A 21322-nucleotide genomic window follows, 5' to 3' on the forward strand; every position below is an offset into this window, starting at 1 on the left:
TTTTGTTTCCGTTATGAAGATTAGTCTGCACAGCCCTGAAGCTCCTCAAGAACTGCGTAAGTAATCATACAAGGATGGGGAATACATGCGTGTTCTACTAAATGACGGTTCTTCCCGCGATATCCTGGAAGAAGATATATTGTATTTCTCTAATTATAAAAATACAATATTCGTCCATACGAAAGAAGGCGAATTTGTTTTCCCCACCACTCTTTCCGATCTCTTATCAGCTTATAGGGATGAAGGGTTCGAACGGCTAGATCGCAGTAATGTAGTGAGTCTAAGCAACATTGAAGCTTATGATTCGGAGCGTAAGATCGTTCTGTTTAATCAAGGAAAACAGTTTGCCCATGTATCGGAGTCCAACGAATCCAGAATTAAGAAATACTTGACTAATCGCGAATTCGATGATTAATTCACCGTAGAATGTAAAGAGAGCAGCGATCCTTTTTATAGGTTCGCTGCTTTTTTGTAGTCATGACAGGCTAAGAGAAACAAAATCAACTATTATCACATATTATCCAACTTATGTAAAGTAAAATTCAGAGGGCGAATGACAGCAGACGGATTATATTCCAGATGGTACCATTTACATAGAAGCATTTCATTAATATCTTAATTATCTTTTCCACTACTCTCAACCATGATGGAGGAATACAATGGATACTTACTTTCATCCTTCTCCGCGCCCCTCATCACTTGAGCTATTGTCTGACGAACAATTAATGAACATCTACGAATTGGCGCTGGAAGCCAAGGCTTCACCGGATTTTATCCAAATTATCAGGAATGTTCTTACCACGCGGAATCTTTCAGGTACCCAACATCATTAGAATGCGAAGCTCTCCACCCATAGGATATACCTCCACAGATGCCAAAAAACCATCCTCCACAATGTGCGGGGATGGTTTTGGTGAGCAGCAAGCTTACGCTTACTCGATGATTTCGGTCTTGAACACATTCTCCAGTTTTCCGCCTAGCCGCTTCTTGAGGGGAACCTTGATATCGCGTCCCAGCTCCTTGAAGAAGGTCTCGGCATCACATTTGACGTTCTGGGCCATAGCAATGACAGTTCCATCGGCAACGATATTCTGATTCACTTCAAGCGGCACATCTACTTCAATATCGTATTTTTTGGTCAGTGTCTTGATGTATCTTGCAAAAATCTCCAACAGCTCTTCGTTGTTGAAATTCTCGATGGCCGCTTTCCCTTTGCTGGTGAACTTCATATTGATTCTCATGATTCTTATCCCCTTTTCTGTCTAACCATTTGTAGTTTGTTTATGGATCAAGATGAATAGATGGCTGCAAGAAAGGGCAACATTATTCATTTTGCAAGCACGCTAAGCCGGGCCCTTCTTTACTTGTACACGCCCTTGATCTGTTGTACTTTGAACTGGGTGAATTCCTTCAAGGCCTGAATGACCTGGTCCTGTTCCTCTTCCTTCAGCTCGAAGATACCTTCACGCAGCCATTCTCCGAATAAGTATGCCTGACGCCCTTGGCGCGGCTGCCTGCGGAGACTGTCCAGACTTCCCTCGAATATATCGTTAAGCACATCGGTCAGGTTGTACTTCTCGATCTTCTCTATAACCATTCCTGCCCCATATTCCGTCTCATAAACGATGACCTCGTCAGAATCAAAGGAAACATATGACGTTTCTTTGTCTTCCTTCGCCCGGAATTCCTTCAGCTTGTTGAACGCCGTCTCGTAAATGTAGTCCTGGGACTGATTATGCTTAGGCAGCTTGTAGCCCTGCTTCAGCGTCTTGATGTACTCAATATCAGGCATGTAGTCGGCCAAATGATACATCCGGTTCTTGAGATCCCCTCCGAGTGCTTCAATGATCTTATCCAGGTTATCCTTAAGCGGGATACTCTCTCCCCGTTCAATCTTGCTGAGCTGTGAATAACTGATGCCGCTCTTCTCTTCCAGCCCCCTGAGGGTTAACCCACGGGCCTTCCTGAAGTGCCGGATGAAATTCCCCAGCTCATCGGGGTAATTATCGAAATCGTTCATAAGAGCCACCTCTACCTATATCATAACACAAGACAACAATTTGTGTTTCATAATAACAATTGTTTGTGTAAATTCTTTAGGCGAGAAGCGTAAAACCCTCCATATCCCCTTAATATATGGGGTTAATTCCCATAAATGAGAACCATTCTAATCCGTTTTCCTTATTCTCTCAAATAGACCCCAATCTTATCCGATATAACCTAATGTAAACTTAATACCACAACTGGAGGAATGTTCATGTCTTACACAATGGAAGTCAATCTTGCAAAAAACCAGGTGATCGTTAGAGCCTACGGCCTCACTGAGAGTGACGTACCCGCCTACATAGCAGATTTTGAAAACGCTCTGAAGCAGCTGAAGCCAGGCTTTACCGGAGTAACTGATGTGACAGGTTCCCCAACCGTGCTCTCTCCTGAAGTAGCCGCAATGCTCGCTCCCACCGGTGACCGCGCGGTAGAAGCAGGAGTAGGCGGCTGGGTATACGTTGCAGACTCCCCGGTCTGGAAAATGCAAATGAAAAGACTGTTCGGCAAATTCGCCGTGCATTATCCTACATATCAAGAAGCCGATGCTTACCTGAGCAGTCTGGGCAACCAGTCCGTTAATTAAGGTATATGAAATATAAGCTTATATTTATAACAAAACCGACCAAGCAATGGCTTGGTCGGTTTCTTTTACAGAACAGTAGCAGCCAATCCGGTAACTAGCTGCTATAGATTCACCACATGTAATGACCCAGGTGCTTTTTGTTATTCCTTAATACCCCGGCCAAGGACGCCGCACACAATATAATATAGAGTCCCAGGAAAAGCGGCATAGACAGGACCGACTTACGCTCAACAATCCCCATTCCAATAAAAGTCATCCCTAATATGAGATAGGGCAGGACCATCCCTCTTTGAAAAGAGGCCCGCTCCTCCTTACTCAAACTATCCCAAACGGATTGCCGAAGGAACACATCGAGTCCAGAAAAGTGACAAGCCGCTTGTGTGAGCATCCAGATCCCTAAAAGAATCTGCGCTATGATTTCTCCCACCTCCTTTGCTTATCCCTTCATTATAAACTAAAAAAAGCCACTCCATGAAGGAGTGACTTGATTTACTACCTATTTGTCGTACAGTCTAATGAATGGCTAAGTATCTTTATTGCCTTCGTTGCAATGTATGTATGCGCTTGTAACTGGTGTTTTCAGACCCACACGCAAGTCATGACCCAGACGCGGCTGTTAATCAATGGGGACTGTCTCGGGCTCATCCTAAACGAAAAGAACATACAAGAACAACACTCTAACGGGTGAAGGATGTGGGTACCTTCCTTTCATGACGGGTGCTCCCGCCTATCTGTCTCCAATTCTGAGAGTTTTTTCTCACCGACGGCTTGTATGGAGCCTGATTGTTGCACATTTTGCAGGATTACACTTAAAAATATTACTGGCCACGGTGCATTGTTGCATTATTTGCAGTAATTCCGTTGTTTAGAGCAAGTTAGCGCTGGCTTTGTTGCATTTCATGCAGGATTTCAGCATCGGTCGATTCTATTGGGCAACATTGCTGGTCGAGTAGGCGGGGCCTTTCCTTCGTGGATTGTGCCCCTACCCCTCACAGATCCGTACGTGCGCAATTTACGCATACGGCTCTTCACCCCATCGTTCACAATTGGCCTTAATCGTAGATATTGACGTAGATCCGCGGCTTAGGTAGCCTGAATTCGTCTAGCACTTCGTAGAACCTCTCCCAGGTGAAACTCCTGCGCTGACTTCTGCGGTTTAGCCATGTATAGATCAAGTCGAGCGTTTGCATGTAATAGGTTTTTATTTTCTCCGAGTTATCCGTGATTCCATAGTATCGGTAGTGTCCCGACAGTTTGGACCGGATGACGCCTAGAAACTCCTCCTGCTTCATGTGGCGATTCCACCTGACCCAGCTCTTCATGGCTCTGACCTTCTGTCTGAATTTCTTCCCACTCGTTTTACGCTTTACCCGGAAGGTTCCTTTTCGGCTCTTGGCGCAGTAGTGCGTGAACCCTAGGAAATCGAATGTTTTCGGTTTCCCTTCGCCCTTCCTCCGTGATTCTGCTTCTGCAAAACGACCGAACGCGATGATTTTCGTCTTCTCTTCCGCAATGCTTAACCCGAATTTCTCCAGCCGGAGCACAAGTGCGGTATAGAAGCGTTCTGCATCTTCTTTGTACTGGAAGCAGCATACAAAATCATCGGCGAAGCGCACCATTTCGGCTTGCCCCCCGCACTGCTTCCTCACCGTCATGGTAAACCATAGGTCAAGGACATAGTGCAGGTAGACGTTGGCTAGCAGGGGCGACACCACCGAACCTTGGGGAGTTCCTTCCTCCGTCGGTTCAAAGTGTCCCTCCTCCTGAATACCTGCTTTCAGCATCCGTCTCACCAGCCGGTGGATGTTTGGATCTCCGATTCGCAGTTCGAGGAATTTCATCAGCCATTCGTGATTTACATGGTTGAAGAAGCCTGAGATGTCCGCATCGACGACATAGCTGGTTTTCCCCTGCTCGATGACCCGGTTTAGATGTTTCAGCGCACTGTGCATGTTTCGGTTCGGGCGAAATCCATACGAGAAATCCATGAAGTCTTGTTCATAAATGGCTTCCAGTACTCTTTTCAGCGCATGTTGCACCAGTTTGTCTTCATACGCAGGAATTCCTAGGGGCCGCATGTTTTTCCCGTCCTTTGGGATGTACACTCTTCTCGCGGGCTGAGGTCTGTAGCTTCTTCGCTTTAAACGGTCCACCAGGTGTGTTACATTCGCTTCCACGTTGGCTTCGTAAGTCTCTTTGGTCGATCCATCGACTCCGGTTGCCTTTCCCGGTTTCATCTCTTTGTGACTTCTCTTTAATGCTTCTGTGTCAATGAGATGTCCGATGGAGTTGAACCGTAACTTCGGATCTGCTTTGGCCATTTCTGCTATTCTTGTTAATTTCGTTTCCATTTTTTTCCCACCTCTGTGTGTGGCCAATGTGTCCTTACCAAGATTGATGGGGTGTCGCCTGCCTTTCCTCCGCCCCCATTACAGGGGTTTCACAGGTCTTATGCGGCAATCCGACTCCCTGAACGCCGTTTGACATTCTTACGTGTTACGGCTTGTTTGCCATACTCCTGCAAAGGTTCCTAAATAGTACTTCTCTCGCAGAAGAGCGTCAGGGTCTCCCGAGTTGCTGAGTAACCATGGGTATACATGCCTGGCTCTTCGACCCCGGGGAAGCTCCTCCATCCTCGCCTTTTTTTTTTTTTTTTTTTTCGGCTGGAGTCATGTTGTCTTCCGGGAAAGTGAGCCCGTCGACCTTCCCGTTTGCTGCATTTCGAGGCTCCATCACTTTCAGGCCTGCATCCTAACTGTCTACGCTTAAACGGCAGGGTTACCCTTGCCGCTCCAAGACTCGCTATTGGTGGCGTGGCTTTCGCCTTTCCAAGCAGGGGTTCCACCTGCTAAGTTACTCAACCTAGGCTCGGTCGCTCCACTTCTTGCAGGATTTCTCTACAATGTTACGGGCTGTTAAGCATTAGGCCCATACATCATCGCAGCAGTATAAATTGTATTCGGTTTTTCGCATACAAACTACTTGGGTGTAGTAAAACAAAATACCACTTGCTATTGGGGAATACAATTTCCCATTAGCAAGTGGTATTTATTATTATGCTATTCCGGTATTTTTAGGCTCTAGACTACTTAACCCTTCACGTATCCAGCTCCTAACCCTTTCAAGACACCTTATGCTCAATGCGCAGCTTGTCGGCGACCATGGCAATAAATTCCGAGTTAGTTGGCTTGGATTTGGAGATATTAATGGTATAGCCGAACAGGTGAGAGATGCTGTCGATGTTGCCACGGGTCCAGGCGACTTCAATCGCATGGCGGATGGCGCGTTCTACGCGGGAAGGCGTGGTCTTGAATTTCTCGGCTATAGCCGGATACAGCGTCTTGGTGATGGCACCAAGGATCTCAATGTTGTTATAGACCATGGTGATGGCTTCACGCAGGTACTGATAGCCTTTGATATGCGCAGGGACGCCGATTTCATGAATGATTGAGGTAATATTCGCATCCAGGTTCTTGCCCTTGGACAGCGGAACCACATTACTGGAAGATCTGGAAGAAGAATAGCCGGACATGCTTCCGGAAGTGCTCATACTGCCCTGCGTGCCAACCAGCTGGCGCACACGGTTCGCCAGAACCTCCATGTCAAACGGTTTCAGAATATAATAAGAGGCGCCAAGCTGAACGGCTCTCTGCGTAATATTCTCCTGGCCAAAAGCGGTCAGCATAATGATCTTGGGCTGCGGGTTCAGATCCATATCACGCAGGCGTTCCAGCACGCCGAGGCCGTCCAGATGCGGCATAATGATATCAAGAATAAGGACATCGGGGATCTTACGTGCTCCGCTGAGCATCTGTAGTACCTCTTCCCCATTATAGGCAATGCCTGTTACGGTCATATCTTCTTGTTCAGTAATGTACTCGGCGAGCAAGTTCGTGAACTCCCTGTTATCATCGGCCAACAACACTTCAATATTCTGCACTGGCTACTTCCTCCTTATATATCTGCTATTCAGAAAATAATGATCATCTTCTCTCCCTATAACTTTCGACATCAGGTTTGAATATCCTTCTGTCGAAAATTATTTTTCTTTATTTTTTTTCGGTGTTGATTTATAATTAAATATTTTGTTTCACGTTTCGAGGATAATCGCTGCCCTTCGACAAAAAAATCTTAAGGCTAAACCGCCTTAAGATTGTATTGAGGCTCCTGATCCTGTTGAACCACACCGGAGTCCCTGAGCATCCACTCAATGAAGCAGCCATACCCTGACTTGGGATCATTGACGAACACATGGGTCACTGCACCGATTAGACGGCCGTTCTGGACAATCGGGCTGCCGCTCATTCCCTGGACAATCCCTCCGGTCTTATCGAGCAGACGCGGGTCGGTGATGCGCAGCACCATACCCTTAGTAGCAGGGGTCTGCTGACGGGCCACATGGATGATCTCTACGTTGAAGCGTTCGACCTGCTGACCATCGACAACGGTAAGAATCTGCGCCGGTCCTTCCTTCACTTCAGTGCTCATGGCCACCGGAATCGGCTCCTGATATAGGCTGTGCTCAGGATTACGGGTCATTTTACCGAATATTCCGAAATCCGTGTTGCTCTCCACATTCCCGAGAACCTGGCTTTCCTTCAGAAAATGGGCCCGTTTCTCCCCAGGATCGCCATCCTGGCTCTTGGAGATTGAAGTGACGCTGGACTGCACGATATGGCCGCTGCCGACCACAATCGGCGTACCTGTGTTCATGTCAGTGATGACATGCCCAAGGGCCCCGTACACACCCTGCTTCGGGGCGTAGAAAGTGAGGGTCCCTACACCTGCTGCGGAATCTCGGATGTAGAGCCCGAGCCGCCACACCTTGTCTGTGCGGTCATACGCTGGCTTCAGCTGAGCTGTATGCTCTTTACCGCCGCGTTTGTAGACGATGCTTAAGGAATCATTGCTCCGGCCGGCTTGCTCGACCAGCCTTGCTACCTTCGATACCTCGTCCAGCTTCACCCCGTTAATGGAGATCATCAGATCGCCGGGCAGGATGCCGCTGTTCTCGCCGGGTGAAATCTTGGACTGCTCCGATACTTCAATCAGATGATGACCAACAACCAGCACGCCTGCCGACTTCACCTTCACGCCAATCGTCTGACCTCCGGGGATGACCTTAAGTTCACTCTCGGTTCCCTGTACCGCCCTAAGCGGCTGATGTTCAAGCGGTGCTGCGTGGATCTGTGAGGGTCCCGTTATGCCTGATAAACTGAGAAAGAAGGCAAATAAAAGGCCGGGCATTAACTTCCTGAGGTTAGGCTTCAATGGCTGTCACACTCCCTTTTGCTTCTTTCGCTTGACGAAAAAGGTGGTCGCCAATTGCGTACCTATAAGATAACCTTGCCCTCAGGCTTTTATTACTGTCAATCATTGTCCCGCTTAGCTTGCAGCTGCCTTGCTGGCCTCAGCCAGACCCAGCATCTCCTGCGCGTGATGCAATGTTTTTTCGGTAATTTCCACACCGCCCAGCATCCGGGCCAGCTCCATTACGCGGCCTTCGGCCGAGAGCGAGTCCACCTCAGTCATCGTGCGTCCGTCTTCAACTTTTTTGGCAATCAGATATTGATGATCTGCCATACAGGCCACCTGCGGCAGGTGGGTAATGGAGAACACCTGGCAGGTGGAGGACAGCTTATACAGCTTGTCCGCGATGGACTGGGCCGCCCGTCCGCTGACTCCGGTATCCACCTCATCGAAGATAAGGACAGGAATTGCATCATGCCGTGCAAAAATACTCTTCATCGCCAGCATGATTCGCGACAGCTCTCCGCCGGAGGCAATCTTGCCCAGCGGACGCAGCGGCTCGCCGGGATTCGGGGAGATCATGAATTCAGCACTGTCGATCCCCTGCCGGGTCAGACGGTACCGCCGTCCCTGATACTCCATGCCGCGCGGATCTTCGAGCGTCTCCATCTTCACCTGGAGGGAGGTCCGCTCCATCTGCAGATCCTTCAGCTCTCCCTCGACCTGTGAAGCAAGCTCAGTTGCGCACTGCCGCCGCGCTCCGCTCAGCGCTTCGGCTGACTCCATTAAGATATGAAGCAGGCCATCGCGTTTGGCCGTTAATTTCTCAATATATTCGTCCTTATTCTCCAGAAGATCCGTCTCCCGCTCAATCTGCTGATAATACTCCAGAATCTGCTCCACGCTATCCCCGTATTTGCGCTGCAGTCCGGTGATCAGATCCAGCCGGTTCTCAATATCCTCCAGCCGTGCCGGATTGAATTCGATCTCTTCACGGTAGTCGCGCAGCTGAAACGCCGCATCCTCCAGTTGGTAATAAGCCGACTGCAATTGCTCGAAGACTGCCCGCAGACCCTTCTCGTCATACCGCACCGCATCTTCAAGCCTGGAGATTACATTGCCAATGGACTCCAGCCCTTGCCTGTCATACAGCAGCTCGTATGCGCCGGATACTGAATCCATCATTTTCTCACTGTGGGATAGTTTTACCCGTTCTTCGGCAAGTAATTCATCTTCTCCCGGTTTTAGTCCCGCAGCAGAAATTTCCTCCAGCTGAAAACGGTACAAATCAAGCATCTGATACGCCTTATGGCTGGATTCCTGAAGTTCCCGGAGTTCTTTTTCCACTTTGGCGAAGGCTGTATATTTCTCCTGATAATCCGCTTTGAGCGGTCCGATTACCGCCTCCCCATAGGTATCCAGCAGACCCAGGTGACGTTCAGCCTTCAAGAGGTTCTGATGCTCATGCTGTCCATGAATATTGACCAGCTGCTCCCCGATTTCGCGCAGCATGCTCAGATTGACCATCTGACCGTTCACGCGCGAAGTACTCTTGCCCTGGGAGGTAATCTCCCGGCGGATCACCAGATGCTCCTCACGTTCTGCCCCGATGCCCAGCCGCTCCAGCGTATCCCAGACCGGGTGACTTCCCGGCAGGCTGAAAAGCGCTTCCATTTCGGCCTTCTCACACCCATACCGGATGGAGTCAGCGGAACCGCGCCCCCCGGCAATGAGTGCGAGCGCGTCGATAATAATTGATTTCCCGGCACCGGTCTCCCCTGTAAGGACATGGAACCCCGGATAAAAATGCACATCCACCGCCTCAACCACGGCCAGATTGCGTATAGACAATGTCTCTAACACGAATACAGCACCTCCGACATGATGATTGCCTGTCTGCCCGTAAGCAGAACTACGATATATAGCCCATAATTTGTGAAATAACGTCCTTGCTGTCCTCCGGCTGGCGGCAGATTATCAGAATGGTGTCGTCTCCTGAGATCGTACCCATAATTTGCGGCCAGTCGATATTATCGATCAGCGCAGCCACGGAATTGGCTGTTCCCGGCAGACATTTCATCACCACAAGATTCGCGGAATAGTCGATTTGTACAAAATTGTCCACCAGCACCCGCTTCAGCTTCTGGGTCGGGTTGTAACGCTGGTCAGTGGGCAGGGAATACTTGTAACGCCCGTCATCCATCGGAACCTTGATCAGCAGCAGTTCCTTAATATCGCGGGATACGGTAGCCTGTGTGACTTGAAAACCCGATTCACGCAATGCCTCCACCAGATCATCCTGGGTTTCGATTTCCTTTTGCGAGATAATCTCTCTAATCTTGATATGCCTGTGTCCCTTCATTGTTGCCTCCCGTATTTATATAGTGCTTAACTGGATTCTCCGTCGTCCTTGCCGAAATTAATTACATGAATGTTGGAATTCACCGTATCCACATAGAGTACCCCGCTACAATCCGGGTAGATCAGCAGATAGGGGAGGATATGGTCCCGGAGTCCGCTGCCGGTGAATTCAAGCTCCTTGCGGGGGCGGGACAGGATGACCAGATAATAATGCTCCTCATTCCTGGTGGCTACATAATCAATGAACAGCCTGCTGTACATCGGTGCCCCATTCACCTGAAAAGACAGCGGAATCTTCAGCTTACCGCCAATGACCTCATATCCCGCATCCTCCAGCAGAGCGATGGACGGATGGGACTGAATGACCTTGTTGATCGGCACCCGATCCTTCATGAAGGAACCCGGGGACCCCTGCAGCCAGATATAGATTCTATAAAGGATAAAGATTGCCGCCGCCAGTCCCATAAGTGCCACTACAGCCTTGTCCGAGCTCGCCACTCCCATCACCTCGGTGAATCTATTCGCGCGAGGGCGGGTGAAATCCTGCTTCGGTCTAACAATCTGCCGCTAATTTCCGGTTCAAGGAGGCTAATAAATTCTTATATTAGGCAGCAAAAGAAACTCATCGCTTGGATGAGTTTCCATGGCCCGCAGCGCTGAAGGTTGCATTCGCTTCCTTAATGACCGAGTCGGCAAGCGCGGCGAAATTATTCGGCTGTGCTTCAGCCGCAGAAGTCTGCTGCACTGAAGTCTGCTCCGCAGCCTCAGCAGGAAGCAGCTTCCAGTGTGCCAGAAATTCAATATTACCTTCCCCACCGGTAATGGGGGAATACGTCAGTCCTGCAAGCGTGTAGCCAAGTTCGGCTGCCATGGACAGTACGTTTATCAGCACCTCCCGGTGAACAGCCGGTTCGCGCACAACTCCAGACTTGCCCACCTTCTCGCGGCCGGCTTCGAACTGCGGCTTAATCAGCGCAGCGATATCAGCAGGACGGTTCAGCAGCGCCATAAGCGGCGGCAGGATGATCTTCAGTGAAATGAAGGAGACATCGATACTTGCAAAGTCAGGTACCGGTCCCTTCAAATCTGGCGGGGTCATGTAACGGAAGTTGGTCTGCTCCATTACAGTTACCCGTTCATCATTACGCAGGCTCCAGTCGAGCTGGTTATGTCCCACATCGATCGCGTACACATGGGCCGCTCCGTTCTGAAGTGCACAATCGGTGAAGCCTCCTGTGGAGGAGCCGATATCCAGCATATTACGGCCGGTCAGCTCGATACCGAACTGCCGCAAGGCCTTCTCCAGCTTCAATCCGCCGCGGCTGACATAGGGGTGCAGTGCTCCCTTGACTCTTAGGACAGAGCTGCGCAGCACCTTCATCCCCGGCTTTTCTATCCGTTCTTCGTTCGCAAGCACAAGCCCCGCCATAATGGCAGCCTTGGCCTTCTCCCGGCTGTCGTAGAAGCCTTGCTCCACTAACAACACATCAATTCGTTCCTTAGGGTGTTCCATGTTCATCTCCCGATCACTTCGGTCCGCCTTCCGCCCCTGCCCTTACGAGGTGGAAGTTGACTTATAGGTATAAGTGCTAAGACCCTTCATTGACTTTATACGTGCGCACACGGCTTCAACGGTAAGGCCGGTTTCCTGGCGTTGCTCCTTAATCGACCCATGCTCGACGAAAATATCCGGCACGCCCATCAGGTGGACATGCGCATCATATATCTCATGCTCTGCAAAGAACTCCAGCACCGCACTGCCAAGGCTGCCGGCCTGGCTCGCTTCTTCCAGCACCACCATCCCTGTTCCGGCATGTGCCAGATCAAGCAGCATGGTGTTATCCAGCGGCTTCAGGAAGCGCGCATTCACCACACCGACCTGAATCCCTTCACGCTTCAGCACTTCTGCCGCCTCTTCAGCAACCTGAACCATCGGGCCGCAGGCAAGCACGGCATAATCCTCACCAGGACGCAGACGTTCCCAGGTGCCGATAGGCAGACTGTGCAGCTCAGCATCCATAGCCACACCCGTGCCGTTAATCCGCGGATAACGGTAAGCAATCGGTCCTTCATTATAGTCCAGCGCCGTCTTCATCATGTGGCGCAGCTCATTCTCATCCTTCGGCATCATAAGCACCATGTTCGGGATATGACGCATAAAAGCGATATCGTACACGCCCTGATGGGTCTCCCCGTCCGCGCCGACGAAGCCCGCACGGTCGATGGCGAACATAACATTGGCATTATGGCGGCAAATGTCATGAACGATCTGATCATAGGCACGCTGCATGAAGGTGGAATAGACGGCAAATACCGGCTTCATGCCTTCCATAGCCAAGGCCGCACATAATGTGGCGGCATGCTGCTCCGCAATCCCGACATCAATCATCCGGTCCGGGAATTCCTTGGCGAACGGGAAAAGTCCCGAGCCGCCCGGCATCGCCGGTGTTACGGCAATCAGCCGCTTGTCCTGATGCCCCAGCTCAATTAACGTCTGTCCGAAGACTTCCGTGTACATCGGATTGCCGACCGCTTGAAGCACCTGGCCAGATTCGATTTTGTAGGGGGAAATGCCGTGCCATTTATAGGAATCGACTTCCGCCGGTTTGTAGCCCTTGCCTTTGGTGGTAAGCACATGCACCAGCACAGGCCCAGATACATTATCCGCCTGATGGAAGGTGTCGATCATCTTCTCCAGATCATGACCGTCCACGGGTCCCAGATAGGTAAATCCGAGTTCTTCAAACAGAACGCCGGGCACCAGCATGTTCTTCAGGCCGTCCTTCACATTCTGCGCAGTCTTCGCCAGACGTCCGCCGATGGCCGGAATTTTCTTCAGCAGGCCTTCGACCTCGTCCTTGGCCCGCAGATAATGACGGTCTGAACGGATCTTGCTTAGATAGTTATGCATAGCCCCTACATTAGGAGCAATCGACATTTCATTATCATTAAGGATAACCATCAGCTTGCGGCCCTCATGTCCAATATGGTTCAAGGCTTCAAAAGCCATACCGCCGGTAAGGGCACCGTCGCCGATCACGGCAATTACCTTATTGTCTCCGCCCTTCAAATCACGGGCCATCGCCATACCCATGGCTGCGGACAAAGAGGTACTGCTGTGTCCGGCTTCCCAGACATCATGCTCGCTCTCTGTACGCTTGACGAATCCGCATAATCCGCCGTGCTTGCGCAGTGAATCGAACCGGTCCTGGCGGCCGGTTAATATTTTGTGGACATACGCCTGATGCCCTACGTCATAAATCATTTTGTCCCGTGGACTGTCATAACAGTAATGCAGGGCCAGTGTAAGCTCCACGACGCCCAGATTGGATGCGAGATGCCCCCCTGTTACAGACAGCTTCTCGATCAGAAACTGGCGGATCTCCTCCGCAAGTGCAGCCAGTTCCCCGACTGATAGAGATTTAAGTTGCTGAGGATCATTTATTTGTGGAAGCAGCACGAGTATTCCCCGCTTTCCTAGATGTTGTAAAATATAAACCCCATTATAACACAAACGAAACGGCTGTCGAAACACAGCCGTTTGCGAAACTTCATTTAGTGATCGCGTGACATCAAATAATCGGCAATTTCCAGCAGCCGGGAAGGGTCCTGGAACCCACCCTCAAGGATCGCATGACGCGCTGCTGCGGTCAATTCCTTGACCTCCGCGCGCGAAGCTTCCAGCCCGATGAAATACGGATAGGTTACTTTTTGCTGCTTGATATCACTGCCGGTTTTTTTGCCCAGCTTGCTCTCATCGCCGATGAGGTCCAGAATATCATCCTGAATCTGGAAGGCCAGGCCAATCTGTGTGCCGAAGCGGCGCAGGGCTTCCAGCTGCTGCTCATTCGCACCGGCGATTCTGCCGCCCGCAAGCAAGGAGAAGATCATCAGATCGCCGGTCTTGTGCAGATGAATGTACTGAAGCTGCTGCAGATCGGTCATTCCCTGCTCGCCTTCCATATCAGCTACCTGACCGCCGACCATACCGCGCGGGCCGGCCATCTCGGCCAGATCCTCCACGATGGAGAGCACGCGCTCTGCCGGAACCCCATGCTTACGGGAGGCTTGTACCACACTGTAGAACGCATGGGTCAGCAGCGAATCCCCGGCCAGAATGGCCATCGCTTCCCCAAAGACCTTATGGTTCGTCAGCTTGCCGCGCCGGTAATCATCATTATCCATCGCCGGCAGATCGTCATGAATCAGAGAATAGGTATGCACCATTTCAATCGCTGCTGCTACAGGCAGCGCAGCTTCACGGCTGCCGCCCAGCGCCTCGCAGGCAGCGGTGACCAGCAGCGGCCGCAGGCGCTTACCACCAGCTTGCAGTGAGTATTCCATCGACTCTCTTAGGACCCGGGGGACGTCCCACTGCTCCGGTACAACCCCGCTGAGAGCAGCGGCAACCCAGCGGCTAACGTCTGCTATATATTCCTCCAGCGGTTCGCGGCCCTGCGCCGCTGCCGAACCGCCCGATGGCTCAAGCTCAGAATGACTCATCGCTATCGCCTTCCAGCCGGTTGCCGAATGGCTTCTTGCGAAGTTCGCCATCCTCCACAGTGATCATTTCAATTTTGCGTTCCACTTGCTCCAGCTTACTGCCGCATAGCTGCGAGAGCTTCATTCCCTGCTGGAATAAATCAATCGCCTTCTCCAGGGGAACGTCACCGTGTTCAAGCTCACGCACGATACCCTCCAGGCGCTCCATAGCTCCCTCAAAATCCAGTTCAGCTTCCTTCGCCATTCGCTTTGCCATCCTCCTTCATTCCCCATACGTGGCAGTTTAGTTGTCCGTCATTAAGCTTTATGTTGACCACATCGCCAAGCTCTACTTCCTTCAGCGATTTGATTAAATGCTGTTCTTTCTCGTCATACACAAGGCTGTAGCCCCGTGACATGACCTTAAGCGGGCTGAGCGCATCCAGATGGCGCAGCTCTGCCCCGAACCGCGCGCGCTTATCTGCAAGGCGCGCCTGCATGGCCGCCGTCAGCTCACGGGTGAGGCCATCCGTGCGCCGGCGGGCAGCGCTGACGCTGCTAAGCGGATGGAAGCGCTGCAGGCTCTGGTGCAGCAGCGCGCTGCGCCCCTGCGCGCGGCTGTGCCTTGCCTCTGCTGCGCGGAGCAGGGCCGCGCGCAGCATGTCCAGCCGCTGCGCGTGCTGGGCCAGCTGCCGGCGGGGGCCGGCCAGCGCCAGCGAGCGCTGCAGCGCAGCGAGGCGTTCGCCGCCGCGCTGCGAGCGGCGCAGCAGCCCTTGGCGCAGCCGCTGCCGGGCCATGCGCAGCTGCCCGGCCAGCTCGGCTGCGCTCGGCACAGCGAGCTCCGCCGCTGCCGTAGGGGTGGCCGCCCGGAGATCGGCGGCGAAATCGGCGATCGTGAAGTCGGTCTCGTGGCCCACGGCCGAGATGACCGGAATCCCGGAGGCCGCAATCGCCCGGGCAACGGCCTCTTCATTGAAAGCCCACAGCTCCTCCAGGGAGCCGCCGCCGCGCCCGACGATCAGCACATCGGCCTCTCCCATGGCATTCAGGTTCTGTATGGCCTGTACAATGGACGGTCCAGCCCCCTTACCCTGCACTAGTACAGGGTGGAGTACAATCGCAACCTGCGGGTAGCGCCGCTGCAAGGTGATGATGATATCCCTCACAGCCGCTCCTGTCGGGGAGGTCACAACCCCGATGCAGCGCGGGAATTGCGGCAGCGGACGCTTGCGCTCCGCTGCGAACAGGCCTTCCTTCTCCAGCTTGCTCTTCAGCTGCTCGTAAGCCAGATACAGGCTGCCGATTCCGTCAGGCTGCATATGTGTCGCATAGAACTGGTATTGCCCGTCCCGTTCATATACAGTCACATTTCCCCTGGCGATTACCTTCGTGCCTTCCTTCGGCACGAACGGCAGCCGTGAGTTATGTGAAGCGAACATGATGGCTTTGATCCGGCTGCTCTCATCCTTCAGCGTGAAGTACATATGCCCGCTTCCGTGATGGGTGAAATTCGAGATTTCACCGCGAATCCATACGTCGGACAGCAGCGCATCCGAATCCAGCTTCATACGGATATATTTGTTAAGCTCCTTGATGGAGTAGATCTGCCGCTCTGCCGCCATAAGTCCGGCCTACTTCAGGCCGCGGCGGCGTTTGGCCGCGATCAGCGTGTTGCTCATCAGCATGGTGATGGTCATCGGTCCCACTCCGCCCGGCACCGGCGTAATGAACCCGGCCACTTCCCGGGCACTCTCATAATCGACATCGCCGGCAAGCTTGCCGGTATCCAGACGGTTCATGCCAACATCAATCACAATCGCACCCGGCTTCACGAACGAAGCATCGATGAAGTTGGCCCGTCCAATCGCTACCACCAGGATATCGGCCTGACGGCTAAGCTCAGCCATATTCGCTGTGCGCGAGTGGCACATGGTTACTGTGGCATTCTCCCGCTGTAACAGCAGGGATACAGGCTTGCCGACAATATTACTGCGGCCGATCACTACCGCATGCTTGCCGGAAATGTCCGTACCGGTCCGCTTGATCAGTTCAATAACCCCGGCAGGTGTACAGGGAAGCAGACTGTCGTCCCCGATGACGAGGTTCCCCACATTGACCGGGTGGAAGCCGTCCACATCCTTCTCTACCGAGATGGCGTCAATCACAGCCTTCTCTTCAATATGCTTCGGAAGCGGCAGCTGAACGAGGATGCCGTCAATATCGCTGCGGCCGTTCAGGTCTGCCACCAGTGCCAGCAGCTCCTGCTGGGTGGTAGCTGCATCCAGCCGGTGCACCTCGGAATGGAAGCCCAGTTCAATACAAGACTTCTCCTTGTTGCGCACATAGACCTGGGAAGCCGGATCTTCACCGACCAGAACGACAGCCAGACCCGGCTTCACGCCGCGCTCCGCTAAGTCTGCAACCTCCCGGGCAATCCCGATCCGAATGTCGTCCGATACCTGTTTACCGCTGATAATCGCTGCTGTCATGTAAGTCTCTCCCCTATTGTCTATTGAAGGCTTATAAGCCTGTTACTGCCGCTTGCTGTGAATCTGAATCTGAATCCGAAGCTGAAGCTGGACTACAGCTCGGCTCTAAGCGTGTCCACATCCTGAATCATTTTACCGAGGACACCATTCACGAATTTACCGGAATCCTCTGTGCCGAAATGCTTGGCCAGATCAATCGCCTCATTGACAGACACCTTGGCCGGCACATCGCTGGCGAAGATCATCTCGAAGGTAGCCAGACGCAGAATCTGACGGTCTACACGTGACAAGCGGCTCATCTGCCAGCCCTTAAGATAATGCTCCAGCATATCGTCGATCGCCATTTTGTGTTCCCACACGCCGTTGACATGCGTAACTACATAAGCCTTCAGTTCGATCTCATCCGTAATGACACGCTCGGTTTCGTTCTCATCCGCCGCTTCTTCAATCAGCATGTCAACCGCTTCGGTAACCTCTACATCGTTCATTTCCATCTGGTACAGGCTTTGTACAATAATTTCTCTCGCTAAACGTCTCTTCATGTGTTCCTCCTACGAACTAACCTCTTGTTTTGGTGTTACAGATTACAACGATTATAACCGGACCAGCTTCTATACTACATTTCCTAACATAAACAGCCGCATAGGCTGATATAGGAGCATTTATACCCTTAATTTTCTCAAAAAGCCCACTCCGGGCAATTTATATTGCCTTTTCAGCAAAAAACCGCGCAGCCTTTCTTCCGCAGGTCAGCAACTCAAAGTAACGGGTTCCAGGCTTCCGGGAGAAAGACTATCGCGGTTCATTTGAAGGGACGCCACCGTCCGGACAGCCGCTCTGCGATCTCCTGCCATTGAAACAGGGGACCCTGCGCGGTATCCTTTCGTTTGCCGAACGTATATCCGATGAACACTACCAGTGCAAAGAACAGCATATCCCAAAAACCGCTAATCAGATAAATCAATCCGAGAAAGACACCGAAGGCAACTCCGGTAATTCTACCCCCGTGACTTTCCCATACTTCTCTCCAGGACATAAGGGAAACTCACCTCTATTCCACTCGACTTTTGAAGCTTGGTGCCTGTGTGAGGTTAGCAATGTATACAGACACATCTGCAACCGGAATTCCGGTTGTCTCCTGTACGAAATCATGTACCTGGCGCTGTACATCCGTAGTAAGCAGCGGCAGTGAATGCTCACCGTCGACGACCGCACGGATCATAATCTCAAGACCCGCCTGTGAGACACGGATGCGCGATTTCAGGTCGCGGATGCCCTTCACTTTGCCCGCAGCCTTCAGACTCAGGTTCTCAATGGTCTCCATTGAGATCTGAATATCCCCATACTCTGTACGCTGATCCACAGACGGCAGGGAAGCGCGGTCGCGGCGCAGGGAGATGTAGAAGAAGCGGATGCTCAGCAGGAACAGAATGACCGCCACCGAGATCGCAGCGATATAGACCGCCGGTCCGTCCGAAATCTCATACTTGTCCGGAATGACACCGCTTAAGAGGAGGATGGCAATTACAGATAGTATTCCAATGCTTAAGCTGTACAGGAACAGCAGAAGCCTGTCCAGAATTTTGGCCACGAGTCTCACAACCTCCTTAAATTAAGGTAAACCCTCGACGCACTGTCGGGGGTTTATGGAAGAACTGAACCCTTACTTCACGCGGATAACCGCATCCGTGTCCTCGCTCTTGTCAATGCTTGTATTGCTTTTGAACTGCACATCATGGATATGCACGTTCACTTCCACAACGGTCAGACCGGTCATGGTTTCGATGGAACGCTTAACATTGCGCTGAATTTCAGCAGCCACTTCCGGAAGACGGTAGCCGTATTCGATAATTACGGACACATCCACCGCAGCCTCGCGCTGTCCAACCTCAACCTTAACCCCTTTGGACAGGTTCTTGCGTCCGAGAAGCTCCACGATTCCGCCGGCGAAACCGCCGCTCATTCCGGCCACACCTTTCACCTCAACGGTTGCCAAACCGGCGATAACCTCGATCACCTCTGGAGCGATCTGGATTTCACCGATTTCCGTACGTTCAAATTCTGTCGGCAATGTACTCATTTGGACTTCACACCTTTCCAGCAAAAAAGTTGTAGGGGCACTTCAAGCGGGCAGTACGCCTCTTATTAAACATACTATATCATTTGACGAACTTTATGACAAACCATGAGAAGCCGTCCTAAACTTCATACTCCTCAAGGAACTTGATATCGAAGTTCCCGTCCAAAAACACCGGATGCTCCAGCAGTCTCTGGTGGAATGAAATGGTGGTATGTATGCCCTCCACCGCAAATTCAGCCAGTGCACGCTTCATCTTGGCTATAGCCTCTTCCCGGGTCGGTGCCCAGACGATCAGCTTGGCAATCATGGAGTCATAAAAAGGTGAAATGGTATAGCCCGGATACGCCGCGCTGTCGACCCGCACCCCAAATCCGCCCGGTGGCAGATAGAAGCCGATTTTGCCCGGAGACGGCATGAAATTACGCTCAGGGTCCTCGGCATTGATGCGGCATTCAATCGACCAGCCGTTGATCACAATATCCTCCTGGGTGAAGGAGAGGGGATTACCTTCCGCTACTGAGATCATTTCCTTAATGAGATCGACGCCGGTGACCATCTCCGTTACCGGATGCTCCACCTGAATCCGTGTATTCATCTCCATGAAATAGAAATGTCCGTCAGGACCCAGCAGGAATTCCAGGGTACCTGCCCCCGAGTAATTAACCGCCAGTGCAGCCCGTACCGCCGCTTGGCCCATCGCATCGCGGACCTCCGGGGTAAGTACGGCGCAAGGCGCTTCTTCGATCAGCTTCTGGCGGCGGCGCTGCACAGAGCAGTCACGCTCGCCCAAGTGGACGACGTTGCCGTGATTATCGGCGATGATCTGAATCTCCACATGCTTCATGCCGGTCAGGAATTTCTCCAGATAGACTCCGGCGTTGCCGAAATTCTTCTGCGCTTCCTGCTGGGCAGCGGTAATCTGCTTCACCAGTGACTCTTCATCCTCGGCGATGCGGATGCCCTTGCCTCCGCCGCCTGCCGTAGCTTTGACGATAAGCGGGTACCCGATATCACGGCCGAGCATTACGGCTTCCTCTAAGTCACCGACAATCCCGTCCGAGCCCGGTATAATCGGAACTCCGGCCAGCTTCATCGTTTCTTTGGCAACAGCCTTGTCGCCCATCCGGGTAATCGCATCCGGAGACGGGCCGATGAAGGTAATGTTACAGGATTCACAGATCTCGGCGAAATCCGCGTTCTCGGCCAGGAAGCCATAGCCGGGGTGAATAGCATCGCATTCCGTCAGCGTGGCAACGCTCATAATATTAGTAAAGTTCAGATAGCTGTCCTTGGCGGGCATCGGTCCGATACAGTACGCCTCATCTGCAAGACGGACATGCAGGGAATCGCGGTCCGGCTCCGAATAGACAGCCACGGTGGCAATACCCAGCTCGCGGCAGGCCCGGATAATGCGGACCGCAATCTCGCCGCGGTTGGCAATCAACACTTTTTGAATGTTCATGCGTTTCCTCCCAAAGTTTAGCGAAGCTTGCAAGCTCCTCTTCATTCTCGCGGCAATTATTCCGCTCTCACCAGAAACAGCGGCTGACCGTATTCCACCAGTTGGCCGTTCTCAACCAGGACAGAGACAATCTCGCCCTTCACTTCGGCTTCCAGCTCATTCATCAGCTTCATCGCTTCAATGATGCAGACCGTAGATTTCTCATTCACCCGGTCTCCGACATTAACAAAGGAAGGCGTCTCCGGTGAAGCGGCACTATAGAAGGTCCCAACCATCGGCGAGACGATTTTATGTAATGCGCCTTCAGCGGAGGTTGCGGGCTGCTGCGCCGCAGCAGGAACTTCACTAACAGCCTGAGGGGCAATAATCTGCGGACTTTGCGGCTGCGGGGCTGGCGTAAAGGGGTAGGTATAAGGAGCCGCCTGAATTACTGTTCCTTCAGCTTCAGAGCGATCCGGTTTACGGATAGCCAGCTTCATACCTTCGCTTTCAATCTCCAGCTCGTGCACGGAGGAAGTCTGGTCCAGCAATTGAATCAATTCCTTAATCTCGCTTAACTTGAACATTGG

General features: G+C 52.1%; 23 protein-coding genes. 3 read left to right on the forward strand and 20 right to left on the reverse strand.

What is annotated here, in order from left to right:
- Window positions 1–85: 85 nt before the first annotated feature.
- Together MKY12_RS20025 and MKY12_RS20030 are read left to right on the forward strand one after the other, a co-directional pair.
- Window positions 86–415: a LytTR family DNA-binding domain-containing protein gene (locus MKY12_RS20025; protein ID WP_339249509.1), complete on the forward strand. Its 330-nt coding sequence runs from the start codon at window positions 86–88 to the stop codon at window positions 413–415.
- 244 nt (window positions 416–659) lie between these two features.
- Window positions 660–833, forward strand: coding sequence for a sporulation histidine kinase inhibitor Sda (locus MKY12_RS20030; protein WP_083685839.1), 174 nt, complete (start codon window positions 660–662; stop codon window positions 831–833).
- 99 nt (window positions 834–932) lie between these two features.
- On the opposite strand, the gene MKY12_RS20035 is transcribed toward MKY12_RS20030, so the two are convergent.
- Together MKY12_RS20035 and MKY12_RS20040 are read right to left on the reverse strand one after the other, a co-directional pair.
- Window positions 933–1241, reverse strand: coding sequence for a hypothetical protein (locus MKY12_RS20035; RefSeq protein WP_036698353.1), 309 nt, complete (start codon window positions 1239–1241; stop codon window positions 933–935).
- A 119-nt stretch (window positions 1242–1360) separates the two neighbouring features.
- Window positions 1361–2020 (reverse strand): helix-turn-helix transcriptional regulator, encoded by a 660-nt coding sequence (locus tag MKY12_RS20040; protein WP_036731967.1) that lies wholly within the window; start codon window positions 2018–2020, stop codon window positions 1361–1363.
- Between the two features lie 237 nt (window positions 2021–2257).
- Here MKY12_RS20040 and MKY12_RS20045 point away from each other — a divergent pair, with 237 nt between their 5' ends.
- A complete protein-coding gene (locus MKY12_RS20045; RefSeq protein WP_036731966.1) occupies window positions 2258–2629 on the forward strand; it encodes a hypothetical protein in 372 nt (123 codons plus the stop codon).
- Between the two features lie 1052 nt (window positions 2630–3681).
- Here the strand turns inward: MKY12_RS20045 and ltrA are convergent.
- The 18 genes from ltrA to accB all read right to left on the reverse strand — a co-directional run bounded on the left by ltrA (window position 3682) and on the right by accB (window position 21319).
- The gene (gene ltrA, locus MKY12_RS20050; RefSeq protein WP_339310476.1) at window positions 3682–4980 is read right to left on the reverse strand and encodes a group II intron reverse transcriptase/maturase; all 1299 of its coding nucleotides are present in this window, start codon (window positions 4978–4980) and stop codon (window positions 3682–3684) included.
- A gap of 770 nt (window positions 4981–5750) precedes the next feature.
- Window positions 5751–6569 carry a sporulation transcription factor Spo0A gene (gene spo0A, locus MKY12_RS20055; protein WP_036731960.1) on the reverse strand — a complete coding sequence of 273 codons (819 nt, stop codon included), beginning with the start codon at window positions 6567–6569 and terminating at the stop codon, window positions 5751–5753.
- A 197-nt stretch (window positions 6570–6766) separates the two neighbouring features.
- Window positions 6767–7876 carry a SpoIVB peptidase gene (spoIVB, locus tag MKY12_RS20060; protein WP_081751394.1) on the reverse strand — a complete coding sequence of 370 codons (1110 nt, stop codon included), beginning with the start codon at window positions 7874–7876 and terminating at the stop codon, window positions 6767–6769.
- 138 nt (window positions 7877–8014) lie between these two features.
- On the reverse strand, window positions 8015–9742 hold the full coding sequence (gene recN / locus MKY12_RS20065; protein WP_339249513.1) for a DNA repair protein RecN: 1728 nt from the start codon (window positions 9740–9742) through the stop codon (window positions 8015–8017).
- A gap of 49 nt (window positions 9743–9791) precedes the next feature.
- Window positions 9792–10241, reverse strand: a complete 450-nt coding sequence (argR, locus tag MKY12_RS20070; protein ID WP_036698370.1) for a transcriptional regulator ArgR — start codon at window positions 10239–10241, stop codon at window positions 9792–9794.
- A 26-nt stretch (window positions 10242–10267) separates the two neighbouring features.
- A complete protein-coding gene (locus tag MKY12_RS20075) occupies window positions 10268–10738 on the reverse strand; it encodes a hypothetical protein (RefSeq protein ID WP_235192067.1) in 471 nt (156 codons plus the stop codon).
- Between the two features lie 124 nt (window positions 10739–10862).
- A complete protein-coding gene (locus MKY12_RS20080) occupies window positions 10863–11753 on the reverse strand; it encodes a TlyA family RNA methyltransferase (protein WP_076079896.1) in 891 nt (296 codons plus the stop codon).
- 42 nt (window positions 11754–11795) lie between these two features.
- The gene (dxs, locus tag MKY12_RS20085; protein ID WP_036731946.1) at window positions 11796–13700 is read right to left on the reverse strand and encodes a 1-deoxy-D-xylulose-5-phosphate synthase; all 1905 of its coding nucleotides are present in this window, start codon (window positions 13698–13700) and stop codon (window positions 11796–11798) included.
- A 95-nt stretch (window positions 13701–13795) separates the two neighbouring features.
- Entirely contained in the window at window positions 13796–14743 is a 948-nt protein-coding gene (locus MKY12_RS20090) for a polyprenyl synthetase family protein (protein WP_209871149.1), read from the reverse strand.
- Window positions 14730–14987: an exodeoxyribonuclease VII small subunit gene (xseB, locus tag MKY12_RS20095; protein ID WP_036731943.1), complete on the reverse strand. Its 258-nt coding sequence runs from the start codon at window positions 14985–14987 to the stop codon at window positions 14730–14732. The genes MKY12_RS20090 and xseB overlap by 14 nt, the downstream gene beginning before the upstream one ends.
- Window positions 14971–16344, reverse strand: coding sequence for an exodeoxyribonuclease VII large subunit (gene xseA, locus MKY12_RS20100; RefSeq protein WP_339249517.1), 1374 nt, complete (start codon window positions 16342–16344; stop codon window positions 14971–14973). Before xseA ends, xseB begins: the two co-directional genes overlap by 17 nt.
- A gap of 9 nt (window positions 16345–16353) precedes the next feature.
- Window positions 16354–17211 carry a bifunctional methylenetetrahydrofolate dehydrogenase/methenyltetrahydrofolate cyclohydrolase FolD gene (gene folD, locus MKY12_RS20105; RefSeq protein ID WP_036698383.1) on the reverse strand — a complete coding sequence of 286 codons (858 nt, stop codon included), beginning with the start codon at window positions 17209–17211 and terminating at the stop codon, window positions 16354–16356.
- 92 nt (window positions 17212–17303) lie between these two features.
- Window positions 17304–17753, reverse strand: coding sequence for a transcription antitermination factor NusB (gene nusB, locus MKY12_RS20110; RefSeq protein ID WP_036698385.1), 450 nt, complete (start codon window positions 17751–17753; stop codon window positions 17304–17306).
- A gap of 260 nt (window positions 17754–18013) precedes the next feature.
- Window positions 18014–18247, reverse strand: a complete 234-nt coding sequence (locus tag MKY12_RS20115; protein ID WP_036698387.1) for a DUF2273 domain-containing protein — start codon at window positions 18245–18247, stop codon at window positions 18014–18016.
- 15 nt (window positions 18248–18262) lie between these two features.
- Window positions 18263–18802 carry an alkaline shock response membrane anchor protein AmaP gene (gene amaP, locus MKY12_RS20120; protein ID WP_339249519.1) on the reverse strand — a complete coding sequence of 180 codons (540 nt, stop codon included), beginning with the start codon at window positions 18800–18802 and terminating at the stop codon, window positions 18263–18265.
- 72 nt (window positions 18803–18874) lie between these two features.
- Complete coding sequence (locus tag MKY12_RS20125; protein ID WP_036698392.1) at window positions 18875–19291, reverse strand: Asp23/Gls24 family envelope stress response protein; 417 nt, start codon at window positions 19289–19291, stop codon at window positions 18875–18877.
- Window positions 19292–19409: 118 nt separating this feature from the next.
- Window positions 19410–20753 carry an acetyl-CoA carboxylase biotin carboxylase subunit gene (gene accC / locus MKY12_RS20130; protein WP_036731935.1) on the reverse strand — a complete coding sequence of 448 codons (1344 nt, stop codon included), beginning with the start codon at window positions 20751–20753 and terminating at the stop codon, window positions 19410–19412.
- Between the two features lie 56 nt (window positions 20754–20809).
- Window positions 20810–21319 (reverse strand): acetyl-CoA carboxylase biotin carboxyl carrier protein, encoded by a 510-nt coding sequence (gene accB / locus MKY12_RS20135; protein WP_036698397.1) that lies wholly within the window; start codon window positions 21317–21319, stop codon window positions 20810–20812.
- Window positions 21320–21322 lie beyond the last annotated feature (3 nt).

The organism is Paenibacillus sp. FSL M7-0896 (genome assembly GCF_037975415.1).
Classification (GTDB): Bacteria; Bacillota; Bacilli; order Paenibacillales; family Paenibacillaceae; genus Paenibacillus_AQ; species Paenibacillus_AQ silagei.